Annotated in this window: 25 protein-coding genes; 16 read left to right on the top strand and 9 right to left on the bottom strand. The window is 41.4% G+C overall.

All coding sequences use genetic code 11. The features are described from left to right. Positions 1-786: a GLPGLI family protein gene (locus CRJ00_RS05910; protein ID WP_099365955.1), complete on the top strand. Its 786-nt coding sequence runs from the start codon at positions 1-3 to the stop codon at positions 784-786. A gap of 71 nt (positions 787-857) precedes the next feature. Here the strand turns inward: CRJ00_RS05910 and CRJ00_RS05905 are convergent, their stop codons facing one another. Beyond that, positions 858-1,040 carry a histone H1 gene (locus CRJ00_RS05905; RefSeq protein ID WP_099365954.1) on the bottom strand — a complete coding sequence of 61 codons (183 nt, stop codon included), beginning with the start codon at positions 1,038-1,040 and terminating at the stop codon, positions 858-860. Between the two features lie 127 nt (positions 1,041-1,167). Further along, entirely contained in the window at positions 1,168-3,306 is a 2,139-nt protein-coding gene (locus tag CRJ00_RS05900) for a S46 family peptidase (protein WP_099365953.1), read from the bottom strand. A gap of 57 nt (positions 3,307-3,363) precedes the next feature. On the opposite strand from CRJ00_RS05900, the gene CRJ00_RS05895 reads away from it, so the two are divergent. The 7 genes from CRJ00_RS05895 to CRJ00_RS05865 all read left to right on the top strand — a co-directional run bounded on the left by CRJ00_RS05895 (position 3,364) and on the right by CRJ00_RS05865 (position 9,852). Continuing rightward, the gene (locus CRJ00_RS05895; RefSeq protein WP_099365952.1) at positions 3,364-4,716 is read left to right on the top strand and encodes a DEAD/DEAH box helicase; all 1,353 of its coding nucleotides are present in this window, start codon (positions 3,364-3,366) and stop codon (positions 4,714-4,716) included. Beyond that, positions 4,713-4,955, top strand: coding sequence for a hypothetical protein (locus tag CRJ00_RS05890; RefSeq protein WP_099365951.1), 243 nt, complete (start codon positions 4,713-4,715; stop codon positions 4,953-4,955). Before CRJ00_RS05895 ends, CRJ00_RS05890 begins: the two co-directional genes overlap by 4 nt. A gap of 2 nt (positions 4,956-4,957) precedes the next feature. Further along, positions 4,958-5,308, top strand: a complete 351-nt coding sequence (gldC, locus tag CRJ00_RS05885; protein ID WP_099365950.1) for a gliding motility protein GldC — start codon at positions 4,958-4,960, stop codon at positions 5,306-5,308. A 26-nt stretch (positions 5,309-5,334) separates the two neighbouring features. Continuing rightward, entirely contained in the window at positions 5,335-5,745 is a 411-nt protein-coding gene (locus tag CRJ00_RS05880) for an EVE domain-containing protein (RefSeq protein ID WP_099365949.1), read from the top strand. 163 nt (positions 5,746-5,908) lie between these two features. Continuing rightward, the gene (locus CRJ00_RS05875; protein WP_099365988.1) at positions 5,909-6,646 is read left to right on the top strand and encodes a LytR/AlgR family response regulator transcription factor; all 738 of its coding nucleotides are present in this window, start codon (positions 5,909-5,911) and stop codon (positions 6,644-6,646) included. Positions 6,647-6,657: 11 nt separating this feature from the next. Beyond that, the gene (locus CRJ00_RS05870; RefSeq protein ID WP_099365948.1) at positions 6,658-9,099 is read left to right on the top strand and encodes a ligand-binding sensor domain-containing protein; all 2,442 of its coding nucleotides are present in this window, start codon (positions 6,658-6,660) and stop codon (positions 9,097-9,099) included. A gap of 96 nt (positions 9,100-9,195) precedes the next feature. Then, positions 9,196-9,852: a sensor histidine kinase gene (locus CRJ00_RS05865; protein WP_099365947.1), complete on the top strand. Its 657-nt coding sequence runs from the start codon at positions 9,196-9,198 to the stop codon at positions 9,850-9,852. 17 nt (positions 9,853-9,869) lie between these two features. Here the strand turns inward: CRJ00_RS05865 and CRJ00_RS05860 are convergent, their stop codons facing one another. The 7 genes from CRJ00_RS05860 to CRJ00_RS05830 all read right to left on the bottom strand — a co-directional run bounded on the left by CRJ00_RS05860 (position 9,870) and on the right by CRJ00_RS05830 (position 17,306). Further along, positions 9,870-10,403, bottom strand: a complete 534-nt coding sequence (locus CRJ00_RS05860; protein ID WP_099365946.1) for an acyl-CoA thioesterase — start codon at positions 10,401-10,403, stop codon at positions 9,870-9,872. Between the two features lie 2 nt (positions 10,404-10,405). Continuing rightward, positions 10,406-11,338, bottom strand: coding sequence for an SDR family oxidoreductase (locus CRJ00_RS05855; RefSeq protein WP_099365945.1), 933 nt, complete (start codon positions 11,336-11,338; stop codon positions 10,406-10,408). Next, positions 11,326-12,249: a M20/M25/M40 family metallo-hydrolase gene (locus tag CRJ00_RS05850; RefSeq protein ID WP_257213697.1), complete on the bottom strand. Its 924-nt coding sequence runs from the start codon at positions 12,247-12,249 to the stop codon at positions 11,326-11,328. Before CRJ00_RS05850 ends, CRJ00_RS05855 begins: the two co-directional genes overlap by 13 nt. A gap of 96 nt (positions 12,250-12,345) precedes the next feature. Then, the gene (locus CRJ00_RS05845; RefSeq protein WP_099365943.1) at positions 12,346-12,996 is read right to left on the bottom strand and encodes a lipoprotein signal peptidase; all 651 of its coding nucleotides are present in this window, start codon (positions 12,994-12,996) and stop codon (positions 12,346-12,348) included. 58 nt (positions 12,997-13,054) lie between these two features. Further along, positions 13,055-13,438, bottom strand: coding sequence for a TraR/DksA family transcriptional regulator (locus CRJ00_RS05840; RefSeq protein ID WP_099365942.1), 384 nt, complete (start codon positions 13,436-13,438; stop codon positions 13,055-13,057). 3 nt (positions 13,439-13,441) lie between these two features. Beyond that, entirely contained in the window at positions 13,442-16,855 is a 3,414-nt protein-coding gene (gene ileS / locus CRJ00_RS05835) for an isoleucine--tRNA ligase (RefSeq protein ID WP_099365941.1), read from the bottom strand. Positions 16,856-16,952: 97 nt separating this feature from the next. Continuing rightward, positions 16,953-17,306, bottom strand: a complete 354-nt coding sequence (locus CRJ00_RS05830) for a HesB/IscA family protein (protein WP_099365940.1) — start codon at positions 17,304-17,306, stop codon at positions 16,953-16,955. 473 nt (positions 17,307-17,779) lie between these two features. On the opposite strand from CRJ00_RS05830, the gene glyA reads away from it, so the two are divergent. The 8 genes from glyA (at position 17,780) to CRJ00_RS05785 (ending at position 25,458) form a co-directional block, all read left to right on the top strand. Continuing rightward, positions 17,780-19,051 carry a serine hydroxymethyltransferase gene (gene glyA, locus CRJ00_RS05820; protein WP_099365938.1) on the top strand — a complete coding sequence of 424 codons (1,272 nt, stop codon included), beginning with the start codon at positions 17,780-17,782 and terminating at the stop codon, positions 19,049-19,051. 238 nt (positions 19,052-19,289) lie between these two features. After that, positions 19,290-19,880, top strand: a complete 591-nt coding sequence (locus tag CRJ00_RS05815; RefSeq protein ID WP_099365937.1) for an RNA polymerase sigma factor — start codon at positions 19,290-19,292, stop codon at positions 19,878-19,880. Positions 19,881-20,081: 201 nt separating this feature from the next. After that, a complete protein-coding gene (locus CRJ00_RS05810) occupies positions 20,082-20,765 on the top strand; it encodes a zinc metallopeptidase (protein ID WP_099365936.1) in 684 nt (227 codons plus the stop codon). 147 nt (positions 20,766-20,912) lie between these two features. Next, the gene (locus CRJ00_RS05805; protein WP_099365935.1) at positions 20,913-21,752 is read left to right on the top strand and encodes an AraC family transcriptional regulator; all 840 of its coding nucleotides are present in this window, start codon (positions 20,913-20,915) and stop codon (positions 21,750-21,752) included. A 73-nt stretch (positions 21,753-21,825) separates the two neighbouring features. Then, a complete protein-coding gene (gene ffh / locus CRJ00_RS05800) occupies positions 21,826-23,169 on the top strand; it encodes a signal recognition particle protein (protein WP_099365934.1) in 1,344 nt (447 codons plus the stop codon). Between the two features lie 41 nt (positions 23,170-23,210). Continuing rightward, a complete protein-coding gene (locus CRJ00_RS05795) occupies positions 23,211-23,798 on the top strand; it encodes an NADH-quinone oxidoreductase subunit A (RefSeq protein WP_099365933.1) in 588 nt (195 codons plus the stop codon). Next, positions 23,795-24,307: an NADH-quinone oxidoreductase subunit B gene (locus tag CRJ00_RS05790; RefSeq protein WP_099365932.1), complete on the top strand. Its 513-nt coding sequence runs from the start codon at positions 23,795-23,797 to the stop codon at positions 24,305-24,307. The genes CRJ00_RS05795 and CRJ00_RS05790 overlap by 4 nt, the downstream gene beginning before the upstream one ends. Positions 24,308-24,315: 8 nt before the next feature. After that, on the top strand, positions 24,316-25,458 hold the full coding sequence (locus CRJ00_RS05785; protein ID WP_099365931.1) for a 5-(carboxyamino)imidazole ribonucleotide synthase: 1,143 nt from the start codon (positions 24,316-24,318) through the stop codon (positions 25,456-25,458). The last annotated feature ends 2 nt before the right edge of the window (positions 25,459-25,460 follow it).

Here is a 25,460-nt window from a genome sequence, read left to right as displayed (position 1 = left end):
ATGAAAAAGCATTTATATATAGCCGTTTTATTTTTTCTAGGCCTAGGTTTGCAAGCGGCGCAAGCACAATACGCCTATTTCCCAACTGAGGGAGCAATTACATACGAAAAGACCATCCACATCAAGAACTTGATGAGACGTTATATGAACAGTTTAAAGGACGGGGATATGTCACGTACATATATGGAACAAATGGTATCAAAATCTCCGGAAACAGCTGTTTTAGAAAGGAAATTATCATTCCGTGGCAATGAAACCTATTTTGAACCGATGCCTCGTGAACAGAACCAACTGGTTTCCCAAATGCTGATGATGTTGGATAATGGGGCTAAGGTCTACCAAAACCTGGAAAAAGAACAAGTATCCATGGCGATGGATTTTGGTGGTTCTGCCATCGTTGTTCAGGATAGCTTAACGGACGTAAAATGGAAGATTACCAATGAATACAGAAACATTGCTGGCTACGATTGCCGCCGTGCGAATGGAATTACCTTAGATTCAGTGTATGTAGTTGCTTTCTATACGGATCAGATCCCTACATCAGGAGGACCGGGAAGTATCCATGGTTTACCAGGGATGATCTTAGGGTTTGTGGTTCCGGAGCAGCACTTCAACATCTACGCAACCAAAGTGGAAATGACCGCGCCTACCATTAAGACCGATATCTTCAAGAAAAAAGATAAGCCCAATACCCGCAGAGAGGTCAAGGCTAAAATGAAAGAAGTTATGGGACAATGGATGACCGATAAACAGATTGATCTCATGATGGCCAGTCTATTCCTATAGACGAGGAGCCAATAGCTAAAAAAGCCCGATTCAATGGAATCGGGCTTTTTTATTTTCAAAAATAAGCAAGCTTATTTTTTACCTTCGTTTTTCTTAGAAGTTACTTCGTTACGAATTTCTTGTGCTAATGTTTTGATGTCTTGTAAACCTTTACGCACGCGTGTTCCAGCAGCAGAGTTACCGTTGTTGAAGAATTTTTCTGCGTCAGCTTCGATAGAAGCTACTAGCTCTTTTAATTTAGTGTAGTTTTCCATTTTTTAATTAATATAATTTTAGTTTTTCTTAATTAATTCTCTAATATATCATAAATATACAAAAGGAATACAAACAAAGCGAATTTTGTAATCTTTTTTTATGTTTCAAAACACCGTTTTGAGGCAATTACTCCACAATTTTCAATTCGTCGATGATGTTTGTTGCTCCAGCAAACTTGTCGATGATGAACAAAACGTATCGAATATCTACTGAAATTGTACGTTGCAATTTAGGATCGAAAATCACATCACCAGCCATTGCCTCGATGTTACCATCAAAAGCTAAGCCAATAAGTTCGCCATTGCCATTCAATACAGGGGAACCTGAGTTACCACCTGTGATATCCTGATCACTCAAGAAGTTCACCGGCATGTATCCAGCTTTGTCTGCATAACGTCCATAGTCCTTATTTTCATATAGTTCCATTAAACGTTTAGGAAGATCGAACTCCTCGTCACCTGCTTTATATTTCGCGATCGTACCTTTCAAGGTCGTGTAATTATTTACTTTGGCATCGTTGCGAGCATCCTTAGGAAGGGCACGAATGGTACCATAAGTTAAGCGTAAGGTAGAGTTTGCATCTGGGTAATATTTTCCTTTTGGATCCATTTCCAATACACCTGCAATGTACTTACGGGTAGCCGCTTGGAACTTATCCGTCAATGTTGCCAACTCCGGATTGCTCTCACGACTTTTTTCTACCAATGCATTAGAAATTTTTAACAAAGGATCATTTGTAACTTTCGATGCATCTGGATTTTTCAAATAAGCTTCCAATTTCGCTTTAGAACCGAATATACTGTTGTCAAACGCTTGCTGAACATCTGCTTGGAAATTACCATTGTTTTTGTTTGCCATCTCGCGGATGTATGGAGCAATGTTTCCTGCTTTTGCAGCATAAAGATTCAACTCATCTGCCAACACATCTACTTCCAACGGCATATAGGCCTTATCGTAATTGTCATTGATGAACGCTTGTAAACGTGTAGCTAATTCTGCACGTTTTGCTTGGTCTAAGCTAGCATATTGTTGCAATGCAGAACTTAATGAATAAGGTAGGGAAGCAAAAGTAGAAGAACGCATCATGCCTGTTAAATAGTTATCATGTCTAGCCTTTTCATTGGTTTTTGCATAATATTCATTAATAGTGCTGATCACATCGCCATATTCTGCTTTATTAGCCGCTTTGTTCGCCCATTTGTTGAATTTCTTCTCTTGTTTTGCTTTTGTAGCTGCGGTCTTGTGCTTCGTTAATGCATCGATCATCCCTTGTCTGTTTTTCCAATAGTTAGCAACACCAGAATATTTAGAGGCATAATTGATCTTAACAGCTTGGTCTTTATCCATGTATTTTTTCATGGCATCCATACCCACTTTCGAAGCTTCCACCCAAGCCGGGTAAGCGAATTTCACATTCTGATCGATACCTGCTGCATTCATCCAACGGTTGGTACGGCCAGGGTATCCTAAGATCATGGAGAAATCACCTTCTTTGATCCCTTTGATGCTGATCGGAAGGAAATGTTTTGGTTTCAATGGCACATTCTCTTTGGAGTATTCTGCCGGGTTACCGTTCTTATCACCATATACACGGAAGATCGAGAAGTCACCGGTGTGGCGTGGCCATTCCCAGTTATCGGTATCTCCACCAAATTTACCAATGCTGTTCGGAGGAGTACCTACTAAACGTACATCGGTATAATCTTGGTAAACGAAATAATAATATTCATTTCCGTTGAAGAAAGGACGTACAGAAACCACATATTTACCACCTTCACTATTCTCTGCCTGGATCTTTGCAATCTCTTGGTTAATGATTTTCTCTCTTTCCTTCTCGGTCATCTTATCATTTACCAATCCTAAAATACGTTTGGAAACATCATCCATACGAACGAAGAAACGAACGAATAAAGATTTAGGTTTTAGCTCTTCGCTATGGTTTTTTGCCCAGAAACCATTGGTTAAATGGTCGTTTTCAGGAGTAGATAATTCAGCGATGGCGCCATAACCACAGTGGTGGTTGGTGAACACCAATCCGCTTCCAGATACGATCTCTGCTGTACATCCACCGTTGAATTGTACGATCGCATCTTTTAGGCTGGAGTTGTTAATGCTGTATATCTCTTCAGCAGAAAGCTTCAACCCTTTTTTTTGCATGTCGGCCTCATTCATCTTTTTCAGATACATCAGGAACCACATACCCTCGTCCGCAAACGAGAAGGTGCTAACTAGGGTCAGCACACATAATAATACCAGTTTTTTCATATCAACCTATTTTGTAGTATCACAAATTTAGAAAAATGTTTCGCTATCTTTGCAAGGATGGCATCATTTGAAGATTTTAAACTCAACAAGCAGCTTCTCAATGCGGTTGCAGAAGCAGGCTATACCATTCCAACGGAAATTCAGGAAAAAGCAATCACCCCTGTTCTAGCGGGACAGGACGTGATGGGAATTGCCCAAACCGGAACGGGAAAGACTGCAGCTTATGTACTACCCATGCTGATGAAGCTGAAATATGCACAAGGCAATGACCCTCGGGCGCTTATCTTAAGCCCTACCCGGGAATTGGCTATGCAGATTGAAGAGAATATCCGTTTGTTCTCCACCTACCTGGATTTACGTACCGTATTATTATACGGTGGTCTAGGTCCTAAAACCCAAAAAGAACAACTGGCAAAAGGCTGTGATATAATTGTGGCTACACCAGGTCGCTTCTTGGACCTATACCTAGAAGGAGAGATCAACACCAAAAGTCTCAAATTCTTAGTCTTGGATGAGGCAGACAAGATGATGGACATGGGTTTTATCAGTAAAATCCATCGGATTTTGGAAATCGTGCCACGTAAGCGTCAAAACTTACTGTTCTCGGCCACCATGAGCGAATTAGTTCGTAAGATTGCAGGAGATTTCTTGGAATTCCCAACTGTAATAGAGGTGACGGAACAAGCTACACCCGCCAAAACAGTCGAACAAAGTCTATATCATGTACCTAATTTAAAGACGAAGCTGAATTTATTACAGCATTTCTTTAAAGATGATCAAGCCTTTACAAGGGTCATCGTTTTCTGTAAAACAAAAACAGTGGCCGATAATATATTTGGTTATCTGGAGCGTAAATATGGACCAGAAGCGGTACGTGTGATTCACGCCAATAAAGGACAAAATACCAGGATCAATTCGATTAATTCCTTCAAGGAAGGATCCGTACGTATTTTGGTCGCTACGGATGTGGCAGCTCGAGGATTGGATGTGACTCAGGTAAGCCATGTGATCAATTTTGATGTACCGATCGTTATTGAAGATTATGTACATCGCATTGGTCGTACGGGAAGAGCCTATAATACTGGTGATGCGATTACCTTTTGTAATCCAGCTGAAGAATATTATGTCGTGAAGATCGAAAAGTTGATCAAGCAAACCATTCCAGTGAAGGAGATGCCTGCAGAAGTGGTACTGGAGAAAACACCGTTCGATGAGAAACAAGCAATTGCCCGTGAAATAGATAACCAGAAAAAGAAGGACGATCCTGATTTCAAAGGTGCTTTCCATGAGAAGAAATATGCCATGAAGATGAACAACAGAAAGTCGTCTGGCCGGGGGTCGGGAGCAAAGGGAGCAGGAAAAGGGAAAGGACCTAAGAAAGGGCCTTCAAAATCTGGAAAAAGAAGATGAAATTAACTCCCCTCAATATCACATTGGCCTGTATTATCGTATGGGCAATCTCTGAAATGGGCGATTCAAAAGAACCCTTGTTTTCCTGGGGATGGCTCATTTTGTTGATCGTTGTCCTGATTATTCTGGATATCCTGTTCCGATTATGGACCAAGGATCTCAAGAAATTATGGATGATGCAGATTGGCTTTGTGCTCGTAGTGGGGATCATTAGTATATTGATAAAAACACAGTTTTAGATATGAAAAAAGCAGAAATAAAGCTCCAAGTAGAATTGGATGATAAGAATGTTCCAGAGCAGATCCTATGGAGTTCATCGGATGGCGAGTCAAGTGATGAATTGCCGGCAAAGGCTATGTTTTTAGCTTTATGGGATAGCCAATATAAAAATTCCATGCGTATTGATCTTTGGACCAAGGATATGCCGTACGATGAAATGAAAAGATTCTTTTACGAGACTATGCAAACCTTAGGCGATTCTTTCCTTAGAGCATCTGGAGGTGATCCAATGGCCGAAAAAGTAATTGCCGATCTTCGGGATTATTGCGCACATTACGCCGATAAAATGGAGATTTTAGAACAACAGAATTAACTTCAACTATACACATCATAAAGGACATGAATTATTTTTTGGTAAAGTCAGAGCCCTTCAAGTATAGTTGGGAACAGTTTAATAAAGATGGTGAAACTTTCTGGGACGGTGTTCGTAATTATCAAGCGAGGAACAACCTGAAAGCCATGAAAAAGGGTGATCTTGTTCTATTTTACCATTCCAATGAAGGGAAGGAAATTGTAGGTATGGCGAAGGTGGTCAAGGAATTTTACCAAGATCCAACGACCGAGGATGAGCGTTGGGTAGTGGTGGATCTGGCACCTGTTGAAACATTCAAGGTTCCCGTAACCTTGGAAACCATTAAAGCTGATCCGCAATTGCAGGATATTGCCTTGGTTAGACAGGGACGATTATCGGTGATGCCCTTGAAAAGAGAAGAATTCGATCGATTGGTCGCTATGGGTACTGGCGAGTAGATCCGAAAGCATCACTCATTCAAAATCCATGTTTACACAGTGAATAGCCTTATTCACTCATTCTTTTTTAATCTCCTAAATATTTAATTTACCTTTAATAAGTATGTATGCAGACAGGCACAAAGCCCATACATCCTTATTGGCTAATTATATATGCTTTACCATGATAAAAGCGGTAATTTTGGATGATGAAAGCCGTGGCAGCACCTTACTTCAACATAAGCTTCAGGATTTCAGGGAGGTAATTGAAGTGATCGCTGTTTATAACGATCCCCAGGAGGCTTTACAACAAATAAGAAACCTCAAGGTCGATGTTGTGTTTCTGGACGTGGAAATGCCCATTATGAATGGCTTTGAATTCCTGGAAAGCCTTGGCCAGTTTGATTTTGAAGTCATCTTTGTAACCGCCTATAATATCTATACACTTGATGCGCTGAAGGCGAATGCGCTGGATTACCTGCTCAAACCTGTGGATATGGAAGAGCTCAGAAAGGCAATAGACAAACTGGAATCTAAAATTCAGTTGAAAGAGAAGATCCGGAAAATGGATTTTCACGAATCCAAACCAAATCCTGCTTTAAAAATGGCTTTACCGACCTCCGAGGGGATACATTTAATTAAAAGAGAAGATATCCTCCGTGTAGAAGCCATGAGCAATTACAGTGTTTTCTACCTCACGAACCTCTCTAAGATCATGGTATCCAAAACGTTGAAAGAGTTTGAGGTTCAATTGGAGACAGGTAATTTCTTGCGGATAAACCGAAGTATAATCGTAAATTTAGATTATATCATCAAATACAAAAAAGGCGATGGTGGTACGGTGGAGATGATTGATGGTTCAGAACTTGAAGTCTCCGCCAGTAAGAAAAACCTATTGATAGAACGATTATTTTCCACTTAAAACAATCTGTTTTGGCATGCAGGATATTCCTTTTGGTTGTTTTTACCTTTCTGTTTAACTCTACGATTGGACAGGAAAGAACCTATAATTTTCTGCATTTTACGGTAAAAGAAGGGCTTGCCAGTGATCGGATTGCTGGGTTGGCGAAAGATAGCAAAGGGCTGCTCTGGATCAGTACAAAGAGGGGTTTATCCTATTTTGATGGACTCCGGTTTGTAGATGTCAACCTCAATTACGCCAAGGAAGCTTTTTCTAATAACCTGGGTCGAATTTCCATAGACCAAAAAGACCGTTTATGGATCACTACCCATAATCGTGGCCTACTCTGTTATGATCCGTCGTTTCCGCCAGATCAGGCGGTGAAGTCTTTTTATGCAAAAGTCTCCAATGGTGACCTGATCAAATCCGATCTGTACGATGTGCTGGCTGCTAAGTCTGGTCTTGTTTATTTTGGAGGGCAGGAAACCAATCTTCAGGTGTTGAATCCGGAAATTGGAGAGGTTTCTTTGGTTCACTTCCCTGGATTAACACGCCATACCTTTGCCAGTGTTTATTCCTTAGCGGAGGATCAGGAAGGTAATATATGGATTGGTACCCGGTATAATGGGTTACTGAAATATCATCCCAAAACCAAACAAACGTTATACTTCAACCTGGAAAATCCGGGTGAGAATGCGGTGTCCAGTTTTGCGCTTGCACCGGATGCGGTTTATGCAGGTTATTATGATCATGACGTGATCCGCTTGGATTATGACATGAAGCGATTTCAATCGCAATTGTTGCACTGGAACAAGAATAAAGATTTCTATGATAATTTTGCCAGTGCTTTGGCCTACCTTCCGAAGGAAGATCAATTGCTAGTTGGGCATAATGTTAGGGGTATGGAGATCCTTCATAGGCATAACGGTGAGATCGAACGTATCTCCTGGGATAAACTGATGCCCGAGCTTCCTAAGCCTTCCCGGATACAGGAGATTCTGCCGGTTGAACAAGGCTATTGGATCGGTAGCGAATCGGGATTGTTCTTCTACGCCAATCCATTGAATACTGTTTCTACCTTGATTTCTAACCCCAAATATGCAACAGATCCCATTCAACATATCCGCAATTGGAGGGGAGATCCTTGGTATTTTACACAAACCACTTTTGGCAAGATAAGCCCAGATTTTAAGCAAAGACTGAGCAGTTTTTCCTTGGATAGCTTAAAGATTAGTGCCATCCATGCGACCTCTTCAGGCCTATTGTTCTCCACTTACGATAATGGCGTTTATCGTTTCGTGGAAGATAGAAAGAAACTGGAACCCTTGGAAATCATAGGCCATACCCATGGCTTTGGAAAGGCCGATTGCAATAAACTGATCGTGGATACCATCAAGGGAATCCCACATTATTGGATCGGATCCTGGAGCTCAGGACTCTATAAATATAATCTATCGAGCAAAACCATGGAACTTTACCATGAAAAGAATGGATTGCCCAATCAGAAAGTGATCAGTATTGGTAAAGATCCTCGGGGTGATATTTGGATTGGGATGGATGGTTTTGGCCTGCTGTTATTAAAGAACAAGGAACACCCCGATAAGGCTTTTGAACAGTTCCGTTTCAATGAAAAAAAGGAGAATGCTTTAGAATCGAATACCATATTCTCATTCTTTTCCGACAGTGATGATCGGTTTTGGTTCAGCAATCTGCAAACGGGGATAGGAGAAATCATCAAGCAGGGCAACACCTACGAGTTCAAACAATATCGGGATGATCATGCTTTACCATGGTTGCATGCCAAGCGCATGTTAGAGGATGGAAATAAACTGATCTGGATGAGCACATCTGATGGTACCATGGTTTTTGATAAGAAGAACAAACAATTCCATCAACTTTTGCCAGGTAAGGGCATATATCCTGCGGAACATATTCATACCTTTGATGTTTACCTCCGAGGCCAAACCTTGGTTTGGTGCACCGATAAAGGATTGATAATTGGAGATCTTCGATCACTACCTTTCCAACAGCAACCGAAAAACCATAGACCCATCCTGAGTAGGCTTATGGTCTCTCATCAGGATCAATCCTACCGATTGAGAAAGGATAAACTCGTATTCGCCGCCAAAGAGAACAATTTTTCCCTATCCTTTTCGATTCCCGAACAGGCCACCGGCCAACCGTTGAAGTTTGCCTATCAATTAAAGGGGCAGGATGAGGACTGGGTAGTAGCCAACACTGAGCAGACCGCCTATTACAATAATCTCAAGGGTGGAGAGTATGTATTTGCGGTAAAAGTAGGGGATAGGTTTGGGAATTGGTCATCCGAGATATTGGAAATCCCTATCGAGATGAAATCCTATTGGTATGCTACGGGCTGGTTTAAAACCTTGCTGGCGCTTTTCTTCCTATCTGCCATAATCCTGTTCTTCGCTTATCGAATCCATCAGCAAAAGAAAATAAACCGTATCTAAGCAAATTACAATGAAAAGTTAGAGGAGGAATTAGCCTTAAAGGTAGAAACGATAAAAATACAGGCAGCCGACATTGAAAGGGAAAAACAGGATAAGATGGAAAAGGATTTCAAACAGAAGTTGTTTGAAAGTGAACTGAAAGCCATACGCTCGCAGATGAATCCGCATTTCATATTTAATGTACTGAATTCTATTGAGGCTTATGTCGTGGAAAATGATAGCAGGAACGCCAGCAATCTGATCCAGAAGTTTTCCTCCTTGAGCCGGATCGTATTGGAAAATTCCCAATATTCCATTGTTTCCATCAAATCAGAGATCCAATTGGTGCGTTTGTACCTGGAATTGGAACAGCATCGATTCAATCATGCTTTTGATTTTGAAATAGTCTATGGAAAAGCATTGGATGAAGAGATTAAGATCCCTTCGATGCTGATCCAACCTTTAGTGGAGAACGCAGTGCATCATGGGATACGGCATCTGAAAGATAAACCGGGCAAAATCCTGATTCGTATGGAAGTGGATGAAGATCAGGTGATGATCTGGATCTTAGATAATGGCGTCGGATTCCAAAATAAAAAACCGAACAAACCGAATGTTTTTAAATCCACCTCCTTTGGGATCAAGGGAATACAGGAACGGATCCATATGATCAATGAGAATTATCCTACGCCCCTTGCCCATCTATTATTTGATGAAGCACATAAAGAGCCAGGGTACACGACTCAAGTTGCTATTTTCCTACCTCGGAAATAGCAACTCAGCAGTTAGCTTTATGCAGGATCTTTCGGTGCAAACAACTTAACCAGGTTTTTGATCTTCGTTGCATTCTCTGGTTTTAGTTTACCAGCCAATAAAAGTCTTAATTCTCTTCGTTGTTGCGCCTCCTCAAACAGGATCTTTTCCGTATCCGTCTCCGCGACCAATGCAGGGATAGGTTTTGGCTTTCCCTCTTCATCGATGGAAACAAAGGTATAATAAGCCTCGTTGGACTTTACTTTCGTCCCTTGTGGAAGGTTCTGTGCAAAGATTTCCATGCGTACCTCTACGGAAGTATTGAAGGCACGGGTTACCTGTGCCTGAATAGTAACCACCTCGCCCAATTTGATGGACCGTTTAAACGATACATTATCCACAGAAACGGTGACAACCTGATTATTACAATGTTTTTGTGCCGCCATGGCCGAACAGATATCCATCCAGTACAATAAGCGACCACCCATTAGATTGCCGAAGGTATTGGTATCGTTGGGTAGCACCAACTCGTTCATTTCTGTATAGGATTCTCTAGCAAATTTCTCTCGCATCATTATTTCATGTAAAATTTGATCTGTTGATCGATTGAAGGAAGCGAATCACGAAAGGACGTAGGTTGATACCCCAGTTCTTTCTTCGCTTTATCAAGTATAAACCCCGTTTTTTGCGGACGGTTTTCCGATTGGCCAATTTCTCCCGCACTGATCGGGCTGATCAGGGATTGATCATATCCCCAGTAATCAGCGATCTCCTGTACGGCTTCTAAAACCGAATACATCTTTTCGCTGGAAATATGATAGATGCCGGTTGCCGATTTTTCGATGCACAAGATACAGGCATCCGCTAAATCATCCACCCAGGTAGGCATACGCCATTGGTCATTAACCACCTTGATGGCCTCATTGGCACCTAATTTTGATTTAGCCCATAAAACCAGATTGGATCTTTTTTTATCGGCGATGACGCCATAGACCAAAATAGTTCGGAGAATAGCCGCTTTGGCAGAAGAAGCCAAAATGATCTGCTCCGCCGCAACTTTACTCGCGCCATAGGCATTGCAGGGATTCGTTTCATCGATCTCTTTATAAGGCCCATTTTTGCCATCAAATACAAAATCGGTGGATAGAAAGGTTAAATGGATATTATTTTTTTCTGCAGCTTCCAATAGCAGCTTCACGACATCCACATTCAGCTTTTGGCATAATGCAGGATCCTGTTCGCAGGCTTCCACAGCCGTCATCGCTGCAGTATGTAGGATATGGGTCGGTTGGAATTCCTCCATCAATTCAACTAAGCCCTCTTGATCCAACAGGTCCAGTTGAACAAAACGATAACCCGTATTGTTCGGATTGCGGTTGGGCGATTGGGAAGTGCAACAAAGCGTATAATGTGTTTTTTCAAGAATAAAATCCGTGCACTTTTGTCCCAAGAAACCATTTGAACCTGTCAATAGCACCCTAGTAGAAGAATTCCCTAATTTGTCCATATAAAATCCATTTTAGGTTGTTTCATCGAATTATCGATTACATCGATTTCTAATTTTAGGATAGCTTCTAAAGCCTTGTAATCTATTTTATCCGCATCATCCGTTGGTTTGTGGTAATCATCATGACCACCGGTGTGAAAGAATAAAACAGGGATATTTTTACGATAGAAGGAGGTCTGATCGGATCCACCATTCCCATCTTTGCTCTTGTTGAATTTGATGCTGCTGCTGATGCCCTCAAATATCTTTGGAAAGGCCGAGCTAGTGCCATATCCGATAACCGCCAATCCATTTTCCGGTTGGTATCGGCCGATCATATCCATGTTCAACATCCAATGTATGTTTTCCAATGGAATGGTCGGTTTTTCTGTGAAATGTTTCGATCCTAATAAGCCCAGTTCTTCCGCTCCAAAACCTATGAACAGAAAATTGAATGCCTCTTTAATGTTATTGCTGGAATAATGTCTTGCCAACTCCAATAACCCCGCTACCCCGGAAGCATTATCATCTGCACCATTATGGATTTTTCCTACACCCAAGGAATCCCTTGATCCGCCAATATGGCCATAACCCAAATGGTCGTAATGCGCGCCAATAACAATGGTATAGGGAGATTGGTTGTCTATAAAGCCGATGATATTATCCGATGATCTTTCTGGGTCTTCTACTTTTTTACGGGTAACTTTAGCAAGAAAGGGCTGCCGGTATCCTTGTTCGCCTTTGGGAAGCAGACCATATTTTTTGAAATGTTTCTCTACATAATCGGCTGCTTTCAAAGATCCTTCCATACCCGTTTCCCGACCTTTCATCTTATCGGCAGAAAGGTATTCGATATGTTTTTTAAGGTTCTTCACTTTTACTTGAGCCTGAGAAAGGCTTATAAAGCAACAGCTAAGGATTAAGGATGCCACAACAAATGGCTTTCGGAAATTTATCATGACCAAATATACATAATCCAAAAAAGGAAGGAGGTACTAATCCATGAATATATGGTTAGTAGCGACGAATTAATCTTCTACGATCTCTGAATTCACATTTGAATTTTCCACGTGCTCTTCTTTGAAATAGCGTTTTTGGAAAATCAAGATCATGATAACCCCCACGGTGATGGCGGAGTCAGCGACGTTGAAGATCGGGCTGAAGAACTGGAATCGTTCGCCACCCCAGAATGGGAACCAATCCGGAAAGGTGCCATTGATCAATGGAAAATGCAACATATCGACCACATAGCCATGTAAAAAGGTAGCATAGCCACCGCCTTCAGGAAATAATACCGCTTTTTGGAAAGGGGTACTTTCGCTGAATATCATACCATAAAATGCAGAATCGATGATATTTCCCATGGCACCGGCAAATATCAGGGCTACATTCAGGATAAAACCACGGTTATACTTATTCTTGATCATGTAATGCAAGCCATAACCGATACCGATTACCGCGATGATACGAAACACGCTAAGAAATAACTTGCCATATTCTCCACCGAATTCCATGCCATAGGCCATTCCAGGGTTTTCGATAAAATGAATCAAAACCTTGTCGCCAATCACTTTGAATTGTTGGTTAATGGTCATGTTCAGTTTTACCCAGAATTTAGAAATCTGGTCGATCAATAAAATGATGGTAATGAGTAATACGGGCTTGGTATATCCTTTCATAGTACATAAAAAATGGTCTTTGCGCAATTACAAAGACCATTTGTTTTTAATCTTTCGCTTAATATTGTTTGTTTTTTGCCTCGATACTTAAGGTAGTATGAGGTACTGCTTTCAATCTTTCTTTTTGAATAAGCTTTCCAGTCTCTCTACAGATGCCGTAGGTTTTGTTCTCGATGCGCACTAAAGCCGCCTCTAGGTTATCGATGAATTTTTTCTGACGTGCTGCCAGTTGGTTGATCTGCTCTTTTTCCAAAGTTGCCGATCCATCTTCCAATGTTTTGTAAGTACCTGCTGTATCATCAGTGCCGTTCGCATTGCTGTTGCTCAATGATTTGGTCAACGAGGATAATTCCTCTTTGGCAATACGTAACTTCTCAAGAATTATTGCTTTAAACTCCTGTAATTCAGCATCACTGTACCTTGTTTTCTCTGTGTTTCCCATACTTTAAATTTTTTCTATTAGTAGCAATAAATTCTCTCCATTAATCTCAACGGTGTCTCCATTTGCCAGTGTACCGTCGATTTTAAGACTGTTGGCTAAAATTTCCGTACAAATATACGAGAAATTATTTTGTACAGCTTCTTGAATTTCAGTATTTTGACTAATAGTTACATTTATACGGTCGGTAACTTCAAATCCTTTGTCTTTTCTTAAGTTCTGGATGCGATTAATGAGCTCACGAGCAAGACCTTCCTCTTTTAATTCTTGGCTAATATGGATGTCCAAAGCAACCGTTAAACGACCAAGATTGGCCACTTGCCATCCTTCTACATCTTCGGCAATAATTTCCACATCCTCTGTTGTAATGCTGTAGGCAGTACCTGGAAGCTGGATTTGACCTTTGATTTCCAGTTCGTTCAATTGTTGGGCATCCAATGCCTGAATAGCTGCACTTACTGCTTTCATATCCTTTCCGACTTTAGCACCCAAAACCTTAAAGTTAGGTTTTACCTTTTTCTTGATGATGCCGGTCGTATCGGTAATGAATTCCAGGTTTTTGATGTTCGTTTCGGAAAGTATCAAATCTTTTACTTTCTCCACCTTTTCCTGGAAGGCGTTGTCCAATACCGGAACCATGATCTTTCCTAAAGGTTGACGAACATTGATACCCGTCTTTTTACGTAGGGATAAGGTCAAGGAAGAGATATCCTGCGCCAAAGCCATACGCTCTTCCAGGTCTTTATCAACTAAATCAGCATGGTAGGCAGGATAATCTGCTAAATGTACCGATTCGAAGTTTTCTTTTTTCGTAGCAGCGTTTAGATCCAGATACAGTTGATCTGCAAAGAATGGCGATATAGGTGCCATCAATTTGGCAATAGTATCTAAACAGGTATAAAGGGTCTGATAGGCCGAGATCTTATCCTGGCTATATTCGCCTTTCCAGAAACGACGACGACATAAACGTACATACCAGTTACTCAAATGCTCATCCACGAAAGTCTGTATCGCACGTGCGGCTTTGGTCGGTTCGTAATCGGCATAGAATTCATCCACCTCTTTGCTCAAACTGTTCAGTAAAGAGATGATCCATCTATCGATCTCCGGACGATCCTGGATAGCGATTTCCGGCTCAGCATAACTGAATTTGTCGATGTTTGCATATAAGGCGAAGAAGGCATAGGTATTGTAAAGCGTACCGAAGAATTTACGGCGTACTTCATCCAATCCTTCCTCATTGAATTTCAGGTTGTCCCATGGAGCAGCATTGCTGATCATGTACCAACGGGTTGCATCCGCAGAGTATTTTTCGATGGTCGCAAATGGATCCACACCATTACCCAGGCGTTTGGACATTTTGTTTCCATTTTTGTCCAGTACCAAGCCGTTCGAAACGACGTTTTTGAAGGCTACTGAATTCTTGAACATGGTCGATATCGCGTGAAGGGTAAAGAACCAGCCACGCGTTTGATCTACTCCCTCAGCAATAAAATCTGCCGGGAAAGCAGAGAAATATTCGTCTTTGAACGGCTGAGGATCACCTTTCGCCAATTTATCGTAGTCTAATCCCCATTGTGCATACGGCATGGCTCCAGAATCAAACCATACATCGATCAGATCGGGTTCACGGTATAATTTCTGACCACCTTCTGATACCAGGATGATATCATCCACATAAGGACGGTGTAGATCCAATTCATCCGTACCGAATTTATCCAGATAGGCCTTGTTCACTCTTTTTTCATCTGCTGAAAGCACATCAGTCGATAGGGAAGCTTCCAACAAAGATCTCAATTCCGGCATGGAGCCTACGCAGATCTCTTCGTTTTCGTCCTCACTTCTCCAGATCGGAAGAGGAGTACCCCAGTAACGAGAACGGGAAAGGTTCCAGTCGACCAGGTTTTCTAACCAGTTTCCGAAACGTCCTGAACCCGTAGCTTCAGGTTTCCAGTTGATGGTTTTGTTCAAAGCCACCAATTCTTCCTTACGTGCGGTAGTTTTGATGAACCAGCTATCCAAAGGATAGTAAAGTACCGGTTTATCCGTTCTCCAACAGTGAGGATAGGTGTGCTCATATTTTTTGACATCAAATGCCTTATTGTCTTCTTTCAGTTTGATGGCGATCAATACATCCGTAGGGCGGAAATCCTTATCGGCTCTTTCTTCTGCCGAATAGTATTCTTCCTTCACGAATCGGCCAGCAAAATCAGTTACTTCCTTCACAAAACGACCGGTTTTGTCTACGGTAGGAACATCTTTTCCGAACTCATCTTTCACCATGATAGCAGGTACCCCATTTTCGCGGGCTACCCTAAAGTCATCGGCACCGTAGGTTGGTGCAGCATGAACGATACCTGTACCATCTTCCGTGGTTACAAAATCACCTATGATCACGCGGAAGGCTTTGTCAAGCAATTCTTCGGAGGTGATGTAAGGCAACAATTGATGGTACCTCAATCCCGCAAGTTCTTCCCCTTTGAATTCTGCTGCGATTTCCCAAGGGATAATTTTATCGCCTAAGCTATAGTCCTGGAAGGATACCTGTTGGCCTTCGGCCTTGAAGTGTTTCGGGATCAATGCCTTCGCCAAAATTACGGATACTGGAAGACCGGTGTACTGGTTGAAGGTGCGGATTTTTACATAATCGATGTTCTTTCCAACAACCAATGCGGTGTTGCTTGGAAGCGTCCATGGCGTGGTGGTCCAGGCGATGAATGCGACATCTTCCTCTGGAGATTCCTCTAGGCTGTCCAACATCGGATGGATCTGTTGTTTATCCAATCTGAATTCCGCAACGATCGTGGTATCCTTTACATCCTTATAGGTACCAGGCTGGTTAAGTTCGTGCGAACTCAAGCCCGTACCTGCAGCCGGAGAATATGGCTGGATGGTATAGCCTTTGTATAAAAGCCCTTTTTTGTACAGATCTTTCAATAAGAACCAAAGGGTCTCGATATATTCGTTCTGGTAGGTGATGTACGGGTTTTCCAGATCTACCCAATACCCCATTTTCAAGGTAAGGTCGTTCCATACATCGGTGTACTTCATGACTTCCTTGCGACAGGCATCGTTGTACTCTTCCACAGAAATCTTTTTGCCGATATCCTCTTTGGTGATTCCCAAGGTTTTTTCCACCGCCAGTTCGATCGGAAGACCATGGGTATCCCAACCTCCTTTACGTTTTACCTGGAAACCTTTCAAGGTTTTATAACGACAGAAAATATCCTTGATCGCACGCGCCATCACATGGTGAATGCCGGGCATTCCATTTGCTGAAGGCGGGCCTTCATAAAAGGTGTATGGTTTGCTGGCAGGGCGATTGGAAATACTTTTTTCGAATATATTTTCGTTTTCCCAACGTTTCAATACTTCTTTGCCGATCTCTGATAGATTTAACTGCTTATATTCCTTGTACATCAAATTCCTATTCTAAATTTTAAGGTCGCTAATTTAATGAATTAAAAGCACATAAAAAATGCCCCTATCGGAGCATTTATATTCTTTATTCGTGTTTTTATGCGCTGAAACTACTGCCGCAGCCACAAGTACTGGTGGCATTGGGGTTATTGAAGGTGAAGCCACGGGCATCTAATCCGGATTTGAAATCGATTTCCATTCCGGCCAGGTAAAGGCCATGTGCTTTGTTCATGAACAAACGGATGCCATTCACCAGGTATTCCGAATCTCCCTCTTTCTTTTGGTCAAAGCCCAACATATAGCTCATGCCGGAACATCCACCACCTTCTACACCAACACGAAGCCCGAAGTCTTCGGAGATTTCTTGTTGATCAATCAGTTTTTTTAGCTCTTTCACAGCTCCTTCGGTTAAGGTTAAGGGTGCTGCTGTTGATATATTTTCTGTTGACATGTCTTTTTCTTATTGTTTATTGTTGCAAATTTAAGCATTTTGAAAGGGATTTGGATATAGGGGGAGTTTTATGACAATTTGCCGACTTGCTTCGCTGCGAAAGTAGGGTGAAAGTAATGTAAAAGTATGTATTTAGTATGTTATGGGTATAAAAACATGCTTTTTTCTTGGTTTAAATATGCTTAAACAAAGGTTTTAAGGTTAGAAAGTGCTTTTTAAATGGATAAATGTTAATATTTGGCATTAAATGTTGATCGTACTACATGTCATGTTGAGCGTAGTCCATGTCATGTTGAGCGTAGTCGAAACATCTGGTCGCTAGTAACCGTAGAGATCCTTCGACTACGCTCAGGATGACATACCATATTACCATACCTTCATAAAATTGGAAGAATACTCTTCCAATTCTTTGTAAATCTCTATATTTGCTGCTTAAAATCGAATTATTAAATTCCCCAATAAAAATAATCAACATGGAAAGAGATCAATCCATTTTCAATCTAATTGCCGACGAGCTTAAACGCCAAGAAGAGGGTATTGAGCTAATCGCTTCGGAGAACTTCGTAAGCAAACAAGTGATGGAAGCTGCTGGTTCTGTACTGACCAATAAATATGCGGAAGGATTACCGGGAAAACGTTATTACGGTGGTTGTGAAGTTGTCGATCAAATCGAAACGATCGCTATCGACCGTGCTAAGGAATTGTTCGGTGCGGAGTGGGTGAATGTTCAGCCACACTCAGGAGCGCAGGCCAATGCTGCGGTTTTCTTAGCGATCTTAAAACCTGGCGATAAGATTTTAGGTTTTGATCTTTCTCATGGTGGCCACTTAACACATGGTTCTCCAGCAAACTTCTCCGGAAAATTATACCAACCGTTATTCTACGGAGTAAAACAAGATACCGGATTGATCGATTACGAACAATTGGAAGAAACAGCTTTACGTGAGAAACCAAAAGTGATCATTGTAGGAGCTTCAGCGTATTCGCGTGATTGGGATTATGCTCGTATCCGTAAAGTAGCCGATCAGATCGGTGCTTTGGTGGTTGCAGATATCTCTCACCCAGCTGGATTGATCGCTCGTGGATTATTGAATGATCCGATCCCTCATTGTCACATCGTAACAACCACTACCCACAAAACTTTACGTGGTCCTCGTGGTGGTATGATCATGGTAGGAAAAGATTTCGAAAACCCATGGGGAATCAAAACTCCAAAAGGAGAGACTCGTACCATTACACAATTATTAGATCTTGCGGTATTCCCAGGTACACAAGGTGGTCCTTTGGAACATACGATTGCTGCGAAAGCGATCGCTTATGGCGAGGCATTGTCTGATGAGTATTTAACCTACATCAAACAAGTTCAGAAAAATGCACAAGCATTGGCTCAGTACTTTGTAGATAAAGACTATAACATTATTTCAGGAGGTACAGACAACCACTTGATGTTGGTAGACTTAAGAAATAAGGATATTTCTGGTAAAGAAGCGGAAGCTGTTCTAGGATTGGCGGGCATTACGACCAACAAAAACATGGTTCCATTTGATACCCGTTCTCCATTTGTTACATCAGGCGTTCGTTTCGGAACGGCTGCGATCACTACTCGTGGAATCAAGGAAAACGAAATTGTACAGATCGGTGAATTGATCGATGAAGCGATTACAAAGCGTGCTGATGAGGCTGCATTAAATGCAATCCACGGAAAAGTGAGAGAGATGATGGCTAAGTTTCCTTTATATAAATAGATAAATCTTAAAAATTTAAAATATTAATAGCTCCAAAGATAATTTGGAGCTATTTTTGTTACTAGTAATTACTGTGAAGAAATGTTAAAATAGCAACCTAATTTTTGAATACCCGATATTTTTAACTCTCTTTGATTATATAAATTTTAATAAAACGCCTATAGGAACACGATTACGCTACAACTAAAATATTACAAAGACATAGAAATACTCTATCAAGATTTGTGGAGGAATAATTATGAAACTATTGAATAAGAAGAGTGACCAGCAATTGGTACAAGCGTACGTAAAAGGCGAGGAGAAAGCCCTTCAGGTATTACTGGAGCGTTATAAGACGAAGATCTATTCGTCGATCTATCACCAGGTGAAAGATCAATACCTTGCCGAAGATATTTTCCAAGAGACATTCATTAAAGTAATCAACACACTTAAAGCTGGCCGTTATAATGACGAGGGCAAATTCCTGCCATGGGTAATGCGTATTGCGCATAATATGGTGATTGACCATTTCCGTCGGGAGAAAAGAACCCCTAACATTGTGAACAATGATGGGTTTGATATTTTCGAGGTCCTTCAATTTTCAGACGATTCGGTAGAAACCAAAATGGTAAAAGATCAACGGGACGTTGATTTGAAAAAGATCATCCAACTCTTACCAGACGATCAGAAAGAAGTGCTTATCATGCGTTTGTTCTGTGAAATGAGTTTTAAGGATATCGCCGATATCACCGAGGTCAGTATCAATACCGCTTTAGGAAGGATGCGTTATGCATTGACCAATCTTCGTAAAATGATCGAAGAGAATAATATGGTATTTCAATTTGGATAGAACTAAGTAATCGAAATAGGAGATCGGCAGGTTTTACCTGCCGATTTTTTTATGCCCTAAATCCGTAATTTCCATGTCAATTTGTCTAAAATTGCCAATTTATGCATCAAAAATGTCGGATATTTTTATTTATTTGGAGGAATTAAGATTTGGAATCAGATTTGTTAAAGGTAATTAAATAAGAAAAAAAATATTAAAGATATGTATTGGATAATTTTTATTGGAATTATGTTGGTGAGCTGGATAGTCCAGTGGCGCTTTAAAAGTAAATTTAAGAAATACTCGGAAATGCCTTTATCATCGGGCATGTCCGGTGCAGAGATTGCACAAAAAATGTTGCGTGATAATGGGATCAGTGATGTTCAGGTGATTTCGGTAGAAGGACAATTGACGGACCATTACAACCCAGCGAATAGAACGGTGAATTTGAGCCCGGATGTATATGCCGGTCGCAGTGTCGCTGCTGCGGCGGTTGCAGCCCACGAATGTGGACACGCTGTGCAGCATGCAACAGCCTATTCTTGGTTGCAGTTCCGCTCGGCCATGGTTCCTATGGTGAGTGTGGCTTCTAAGATCGTGTCTTGGGTGTTGCTCTTAGGTGTGATCATGGCGGCTTCAGGCAATTTTTATGTATTGGCCATTGGTGTGGGTGCTCTGTTCCTAACGACGGTGTTCAGTTTTATTACCCTTCCGGTAGAGTTTGATGCATCCAATAGAGCATTGGCCTGGTTGAATACGGCAAACATTACCCATAGTACGGAAGAGCACGATGGTGCAAAAGATGCATTAAAATGGGCGGCAATGACTTATGTGGTAGCAGCATTATCCGCATTGGTTACGTTGTTGTACTATGCTTCCATTTTATTCGGCGGAAGAAGAGACTAATAAAAAATCAAAGATATACACAAGGCCACCTCAAGAGGTGGCCTTTTTTATTTATTAAGAAAATATTTCATTTATTTGGGAATTTTTACCTATTTTGAGGCCTAACCTAATGAAGAACTTAGATATTGAAAGATATCATTTAATGCTATGGAATTTGATTTTAAAGAAGTTTCAGGCAATTCACTGGGAGAATTATTTTCAGTGAATACCTGGAATTGTGCGATTTTAAAAGTCGTGATGATTTTTGAGCACGGAGGGAAAATAGATATTCATGGAGAAGAGATTGAGTTTAAGCCCTACAGTTTGGTATTTATACCCAAAGATATACAGCTAAGGGCGGTAGCGGGAGAACCCAGGCCGTTTTTCCTCCTTTATTTTTCAGAATCTTTTTTTGACCGAATGGTCATGGATTTTCAACCCCTACAACAATCACATATTTTCAGCGGTGAAAATCTTTTTTACCGAACGGTCATCATTCCAGAAAAATATAGTGGCTATAATGAATTCATGGCTTTCCATATGGAACTTGCGAAACAACACAGCAATGAACTTATTTATAAGGAATTTGGTTTGACCCTGATCAAGCAGGTCCTGTTGACCGGAAATATTTATTTGGACGATTTTGTAGTGGTGGAAAGGAAAGGTCGGATGGAAGAGATCGAATTGTCGAATAAGTTCCGTTGCCTGATCAGTAAGCACGTGCATCAGGAGAAAAAAATACCTTTCTATACAGAACAGTTGGGTGTAAGCCAAAGAAAGCTGACTTCTGTAACCAAGAAAGTGTTCGGCAAGACTCCGAAAGAACTCATTAGCATCGGTATGCTGAAAATAAGTAAACACCTTTTAGTCAATAGTACCAAAAGTATAAAAGAAATCGCTAGAGAGCTTCAATTTGAAGATGAGAACAATTTCAGTGCTTGTTTTTCAAAACTCTGCGGTGAGAGCCCAAAAACGTACCGAAAAAGGTGGTCAAAAGAAGTCCAGTAAAAAGTAGATTTTCGCTAATTAACAAGTAATTATTAACTTTGTGGTTTAGCAAGAATTTTCAAGAGATTATAAGATGTTTTCAAATCTACAGGATAAATTAGACAGAGCCTTTAAAGTATTAAAAGGGCAGGGGAATATTACGGAAATCAACGTCGCTGAGACGATGAAGGAAATTCGCAAGGCATTGTTGGATGCCGATGTGAATTACAAAACAGCCAAGACCTTTACCGATGATGTAAAACAAAAAGCCTTAGGGCAGAATGTACTGACCAGTATTTCGCCAGGTCAATTATTGACCAAGATCATGAACGACGAATTAACGGAGTTGATGGGTGGAACGGTTACTGAATTGGAACTTGGCAAAAACCCAACTGTAATTTTGATCGCTGGTTTGAACGGTGCCGGTAAAACGACCTTCTCGGGTAAGTTGGCCAATTTCTTGAAAGCATCTAAAGGTAAAAAACCATTATTGGTAGCAGGCGACGTTTACCGTCCGGCTGCGATTGACCAATTGGAAGTTTTGGGTTCGCAGGTAGGTGTTCCGGTTTATACCGATAGAACGTCTACTGATCCTATTGCCATTGCCGTTGCGGGTGTGGAAGAAGCCAAAAGAAACGGAAACAATGTAGTCATTATCGATACAGCTGGTCGTTTGGCCATCGATGAACCATTGATGCAGGAGATTACCGCGGTGAAAGAAGCGACCAAGCCTCAAGAGATCTTGTTCGTGGTGGATTCCATGACTGGACAGGATGCCGTGAATACCGCGAAAACCTTCAACGACCGTCTGGATTTTACCGGGGTCGTATTGACCAAATTAGATGGTGATACCCGTGGTGGTGCTGCTCTTTCCATTAAATCGGTGGTAAACAAACCGATCAAGTTTATTGGTACCGGCGAGAAGATGGAGGCATTGGATGTCTTCCACCCTGATCGTATGGCATCCCGTATTTTGGGTATGGGTGACGTGGTATCCTTGGTTGAGCGTGCGCAACAGCAATTTGACGAAAAACAAGCGGCGGAGCTACAGAAGAAAATCCGCAAAAATAAATTCGATTTCAACGATTTCAAATCCCAGATCCAACAGATCAAGAAAATGGGTAATATGAAGGATTTGATGGGTATGATTCCAGGAGTTGGAAAGGCCATCAAAGATGTGGAAATCGATGATAACGCGTTCAAGCCTATTGAAGCGATCATTGATTCCATGACCCCATTTGAGCGTGAGAACCCGGATGCGATCGATCAACGTCGTAGAAATCGTATTGCAAAAGGTTCAGGTACAAATCTGGATGAAGTGAACAAGTTGATGAAGCAATTTTCGGATATGCGTAAGGTCATGAAGCAGATGTCCAATCCAGGAATGGCTGCGAAAATGATGCGTAATATGCCTAAAATGCCTGGTAAACCTTTTTAATAGAAGAAGGGAAGCATTGAAATAATTGTTAATTTTGTAATATGGACGAACCCAGTCAGATATCAGAATACGGTAAGATACTTTTAATGGCTATCATTGGTATCTTATTGGTTGCTGGGACCATGTTATTAGCTAAATTCCTTTCTCCAAAAAATCCGAATCCCATCAAATTGAGCACCTATGAGTGCGGTGAAGAATCCAAGGGGACTTCCTGGGTACAATTTAATCCCAGGTTTTATGTCATTGCCTTGGTTTTTTTATTGTTTGATGTGGAGCTGTTGTTTATATTTCCTTGGGCAACCGTTTTCGGGAATGCAGATTTTATTGCTGCTGATTCCCGTTGGGGTTGGTTTACCTTGATTGAAATGGGGATCTTCCTAGCCATCCTGGTTGTAGGCTTGATCTATGTTTGGAAAAGTGGGGATATCAGTTGGATAAAACCCACCCATCAGAAACCTACGGTTTCGGTCGGTATTCCACCCTCAGCCTATGATCAATTGAATGCAACAACCTATGCTGTCCGAGATTTTAAAGAGAAGGAAATAGAAGAGGTACTTGCCGAAAAGGCAGCTGCTCCGGTAAAATTGGGATTTAAGCCGAAATTTAAGAAACCAAATTCCGAATCATGAGCCTAGATCAACGTTTGCAGCAAAATAATGGGGTGATCATCGCCAAGATGGACGATCTGCTGAATTGGGCAAGGTTGTCATCGATGTGGCCAATTAGTTTTGGTATTGCCTGCTGTGCAATCGAAATGATGGGCGCCATGGCTGCCACTTACGATCTGGATCGATTAGGGGTATTCCCGAGGCCTTCACCTAGGCAGTCGGATGTGATGATCATTGCTGGAACGGTGACTTTTAAGATGGCCGACCGGATCAAGAAATTATACGAACAGATGCCCGATCCGAAATATGTGATTTCGATGGGTTCCTGTTCCAACTGTGGTGGACCTTATTGGCAACACGGTTATCATGTGGTAAAAGGAGTGGATAAGATCATTCCGGTGGATGTGTATGTGCAGGGATGTCCTCCTAGGCCAGAAGCATTGATCGGAGCGTTCCTGGAATTACAGAAAATAATAGAAAAACAGTCTTTACTGCAGGGGGATATATTTCCCACAACAGTAGAGCAATAGCATACAATATGGCAAAAGATTTTTATGGTGACCTTCGATTAGGGATCCTAGGCGGTGGTCAATTGGGCAGGATGTTGATCCAAGAAGCTATCAATTATAATGTGAATATCCATGTGTTGGATCCTGATCCGAATGCGCCCTGCAAGAAACTATGTAATCAGTTTGAAGTAGGGTCACTATCGGATTATGATACCGTTTATAATTTCGGTAAGGATCTGGATATGATCACGATTGAAATTGAGAAGGTAAATGTGGATGCACTGGAGGCTTTGGAGGAAGAGGGTGTTATTGTGTACCCACAATCCCGCGTGATTCGGTTGATTCAGGATAAAGGGTTGCAAAAGCAATTTTTTAAACAGAATGATATTCCAACTTCAGCTTTTCAGTTTGTTTCCAACAGGGAAGGGCTAGGTAATTGCCATATTCAACTGCCCTATATCCAAAAAATGAGAAAAGATGGATACGATGGTAAAGGGGTTAAAAAAATATCAACAGCGGCTGATTTTGAGCATGCTTTTGATGAACCAAGCATCGTAGAGGAACTGGTGAATTTTGAGAAGGAGATAGCGGTTATTGTAGCCAGAAACGATCGTGGGGAAATGAGTACTTTTCCGATGGTGGAAATGGAATTCAATCCGCAGGCAAATCTGGTGGAGTTCTTGATTGCACCGTCTACCTATTCCTTCGATATCCAATCAAAAGCAGAAAGCATTGCCAAGAAGATTGCAAATGATCTTCAGATCGTGGGTTTGTTGGCCGTAGAGATGTTCCTAACAGCAGATGGGGATATATTGGTGAATGAATTGGCTCCAAGGCCGCATAACAGTGGTCATCAGACCATTGAAGGCAATTATACTTCGCAATTCGGGCAGCATCTACGTGCGATTTTCAATCTTCCATTAGGAAATACGGAATCACGTAGCAATGCGATCATGATCAATCTGTTGGGTGAGGATGGGTATGAGGGACTGGCGAGATACGAGGGTCTGGAAGAAGCATTGGCGATGGATGGTGTATATGTGCATTTGTATGGAAAGAAATATACCAAGCCGTTCCGTAAAATGGGTCATGTTACGATCGTGAATCCGGATAGATCCTTAGCGATTGAGAATGCTCGAAAAATACAATCTTTAATTAAAGTTATAGCATAAAA

The organism is Sphingobacterium sp. 1.A.4 (assembly GCF_002734245.1).
Lineage (GTDB): Bacteria > Bacteroidota > Bacteroidia > Sphingobacteriales > Sphingobacteriaceae > Sphingobacterium > Sphingobacterium tenebrionis.
This window is presented reverse-complemented; position numbering and strand designations above follow the sequence as displayed.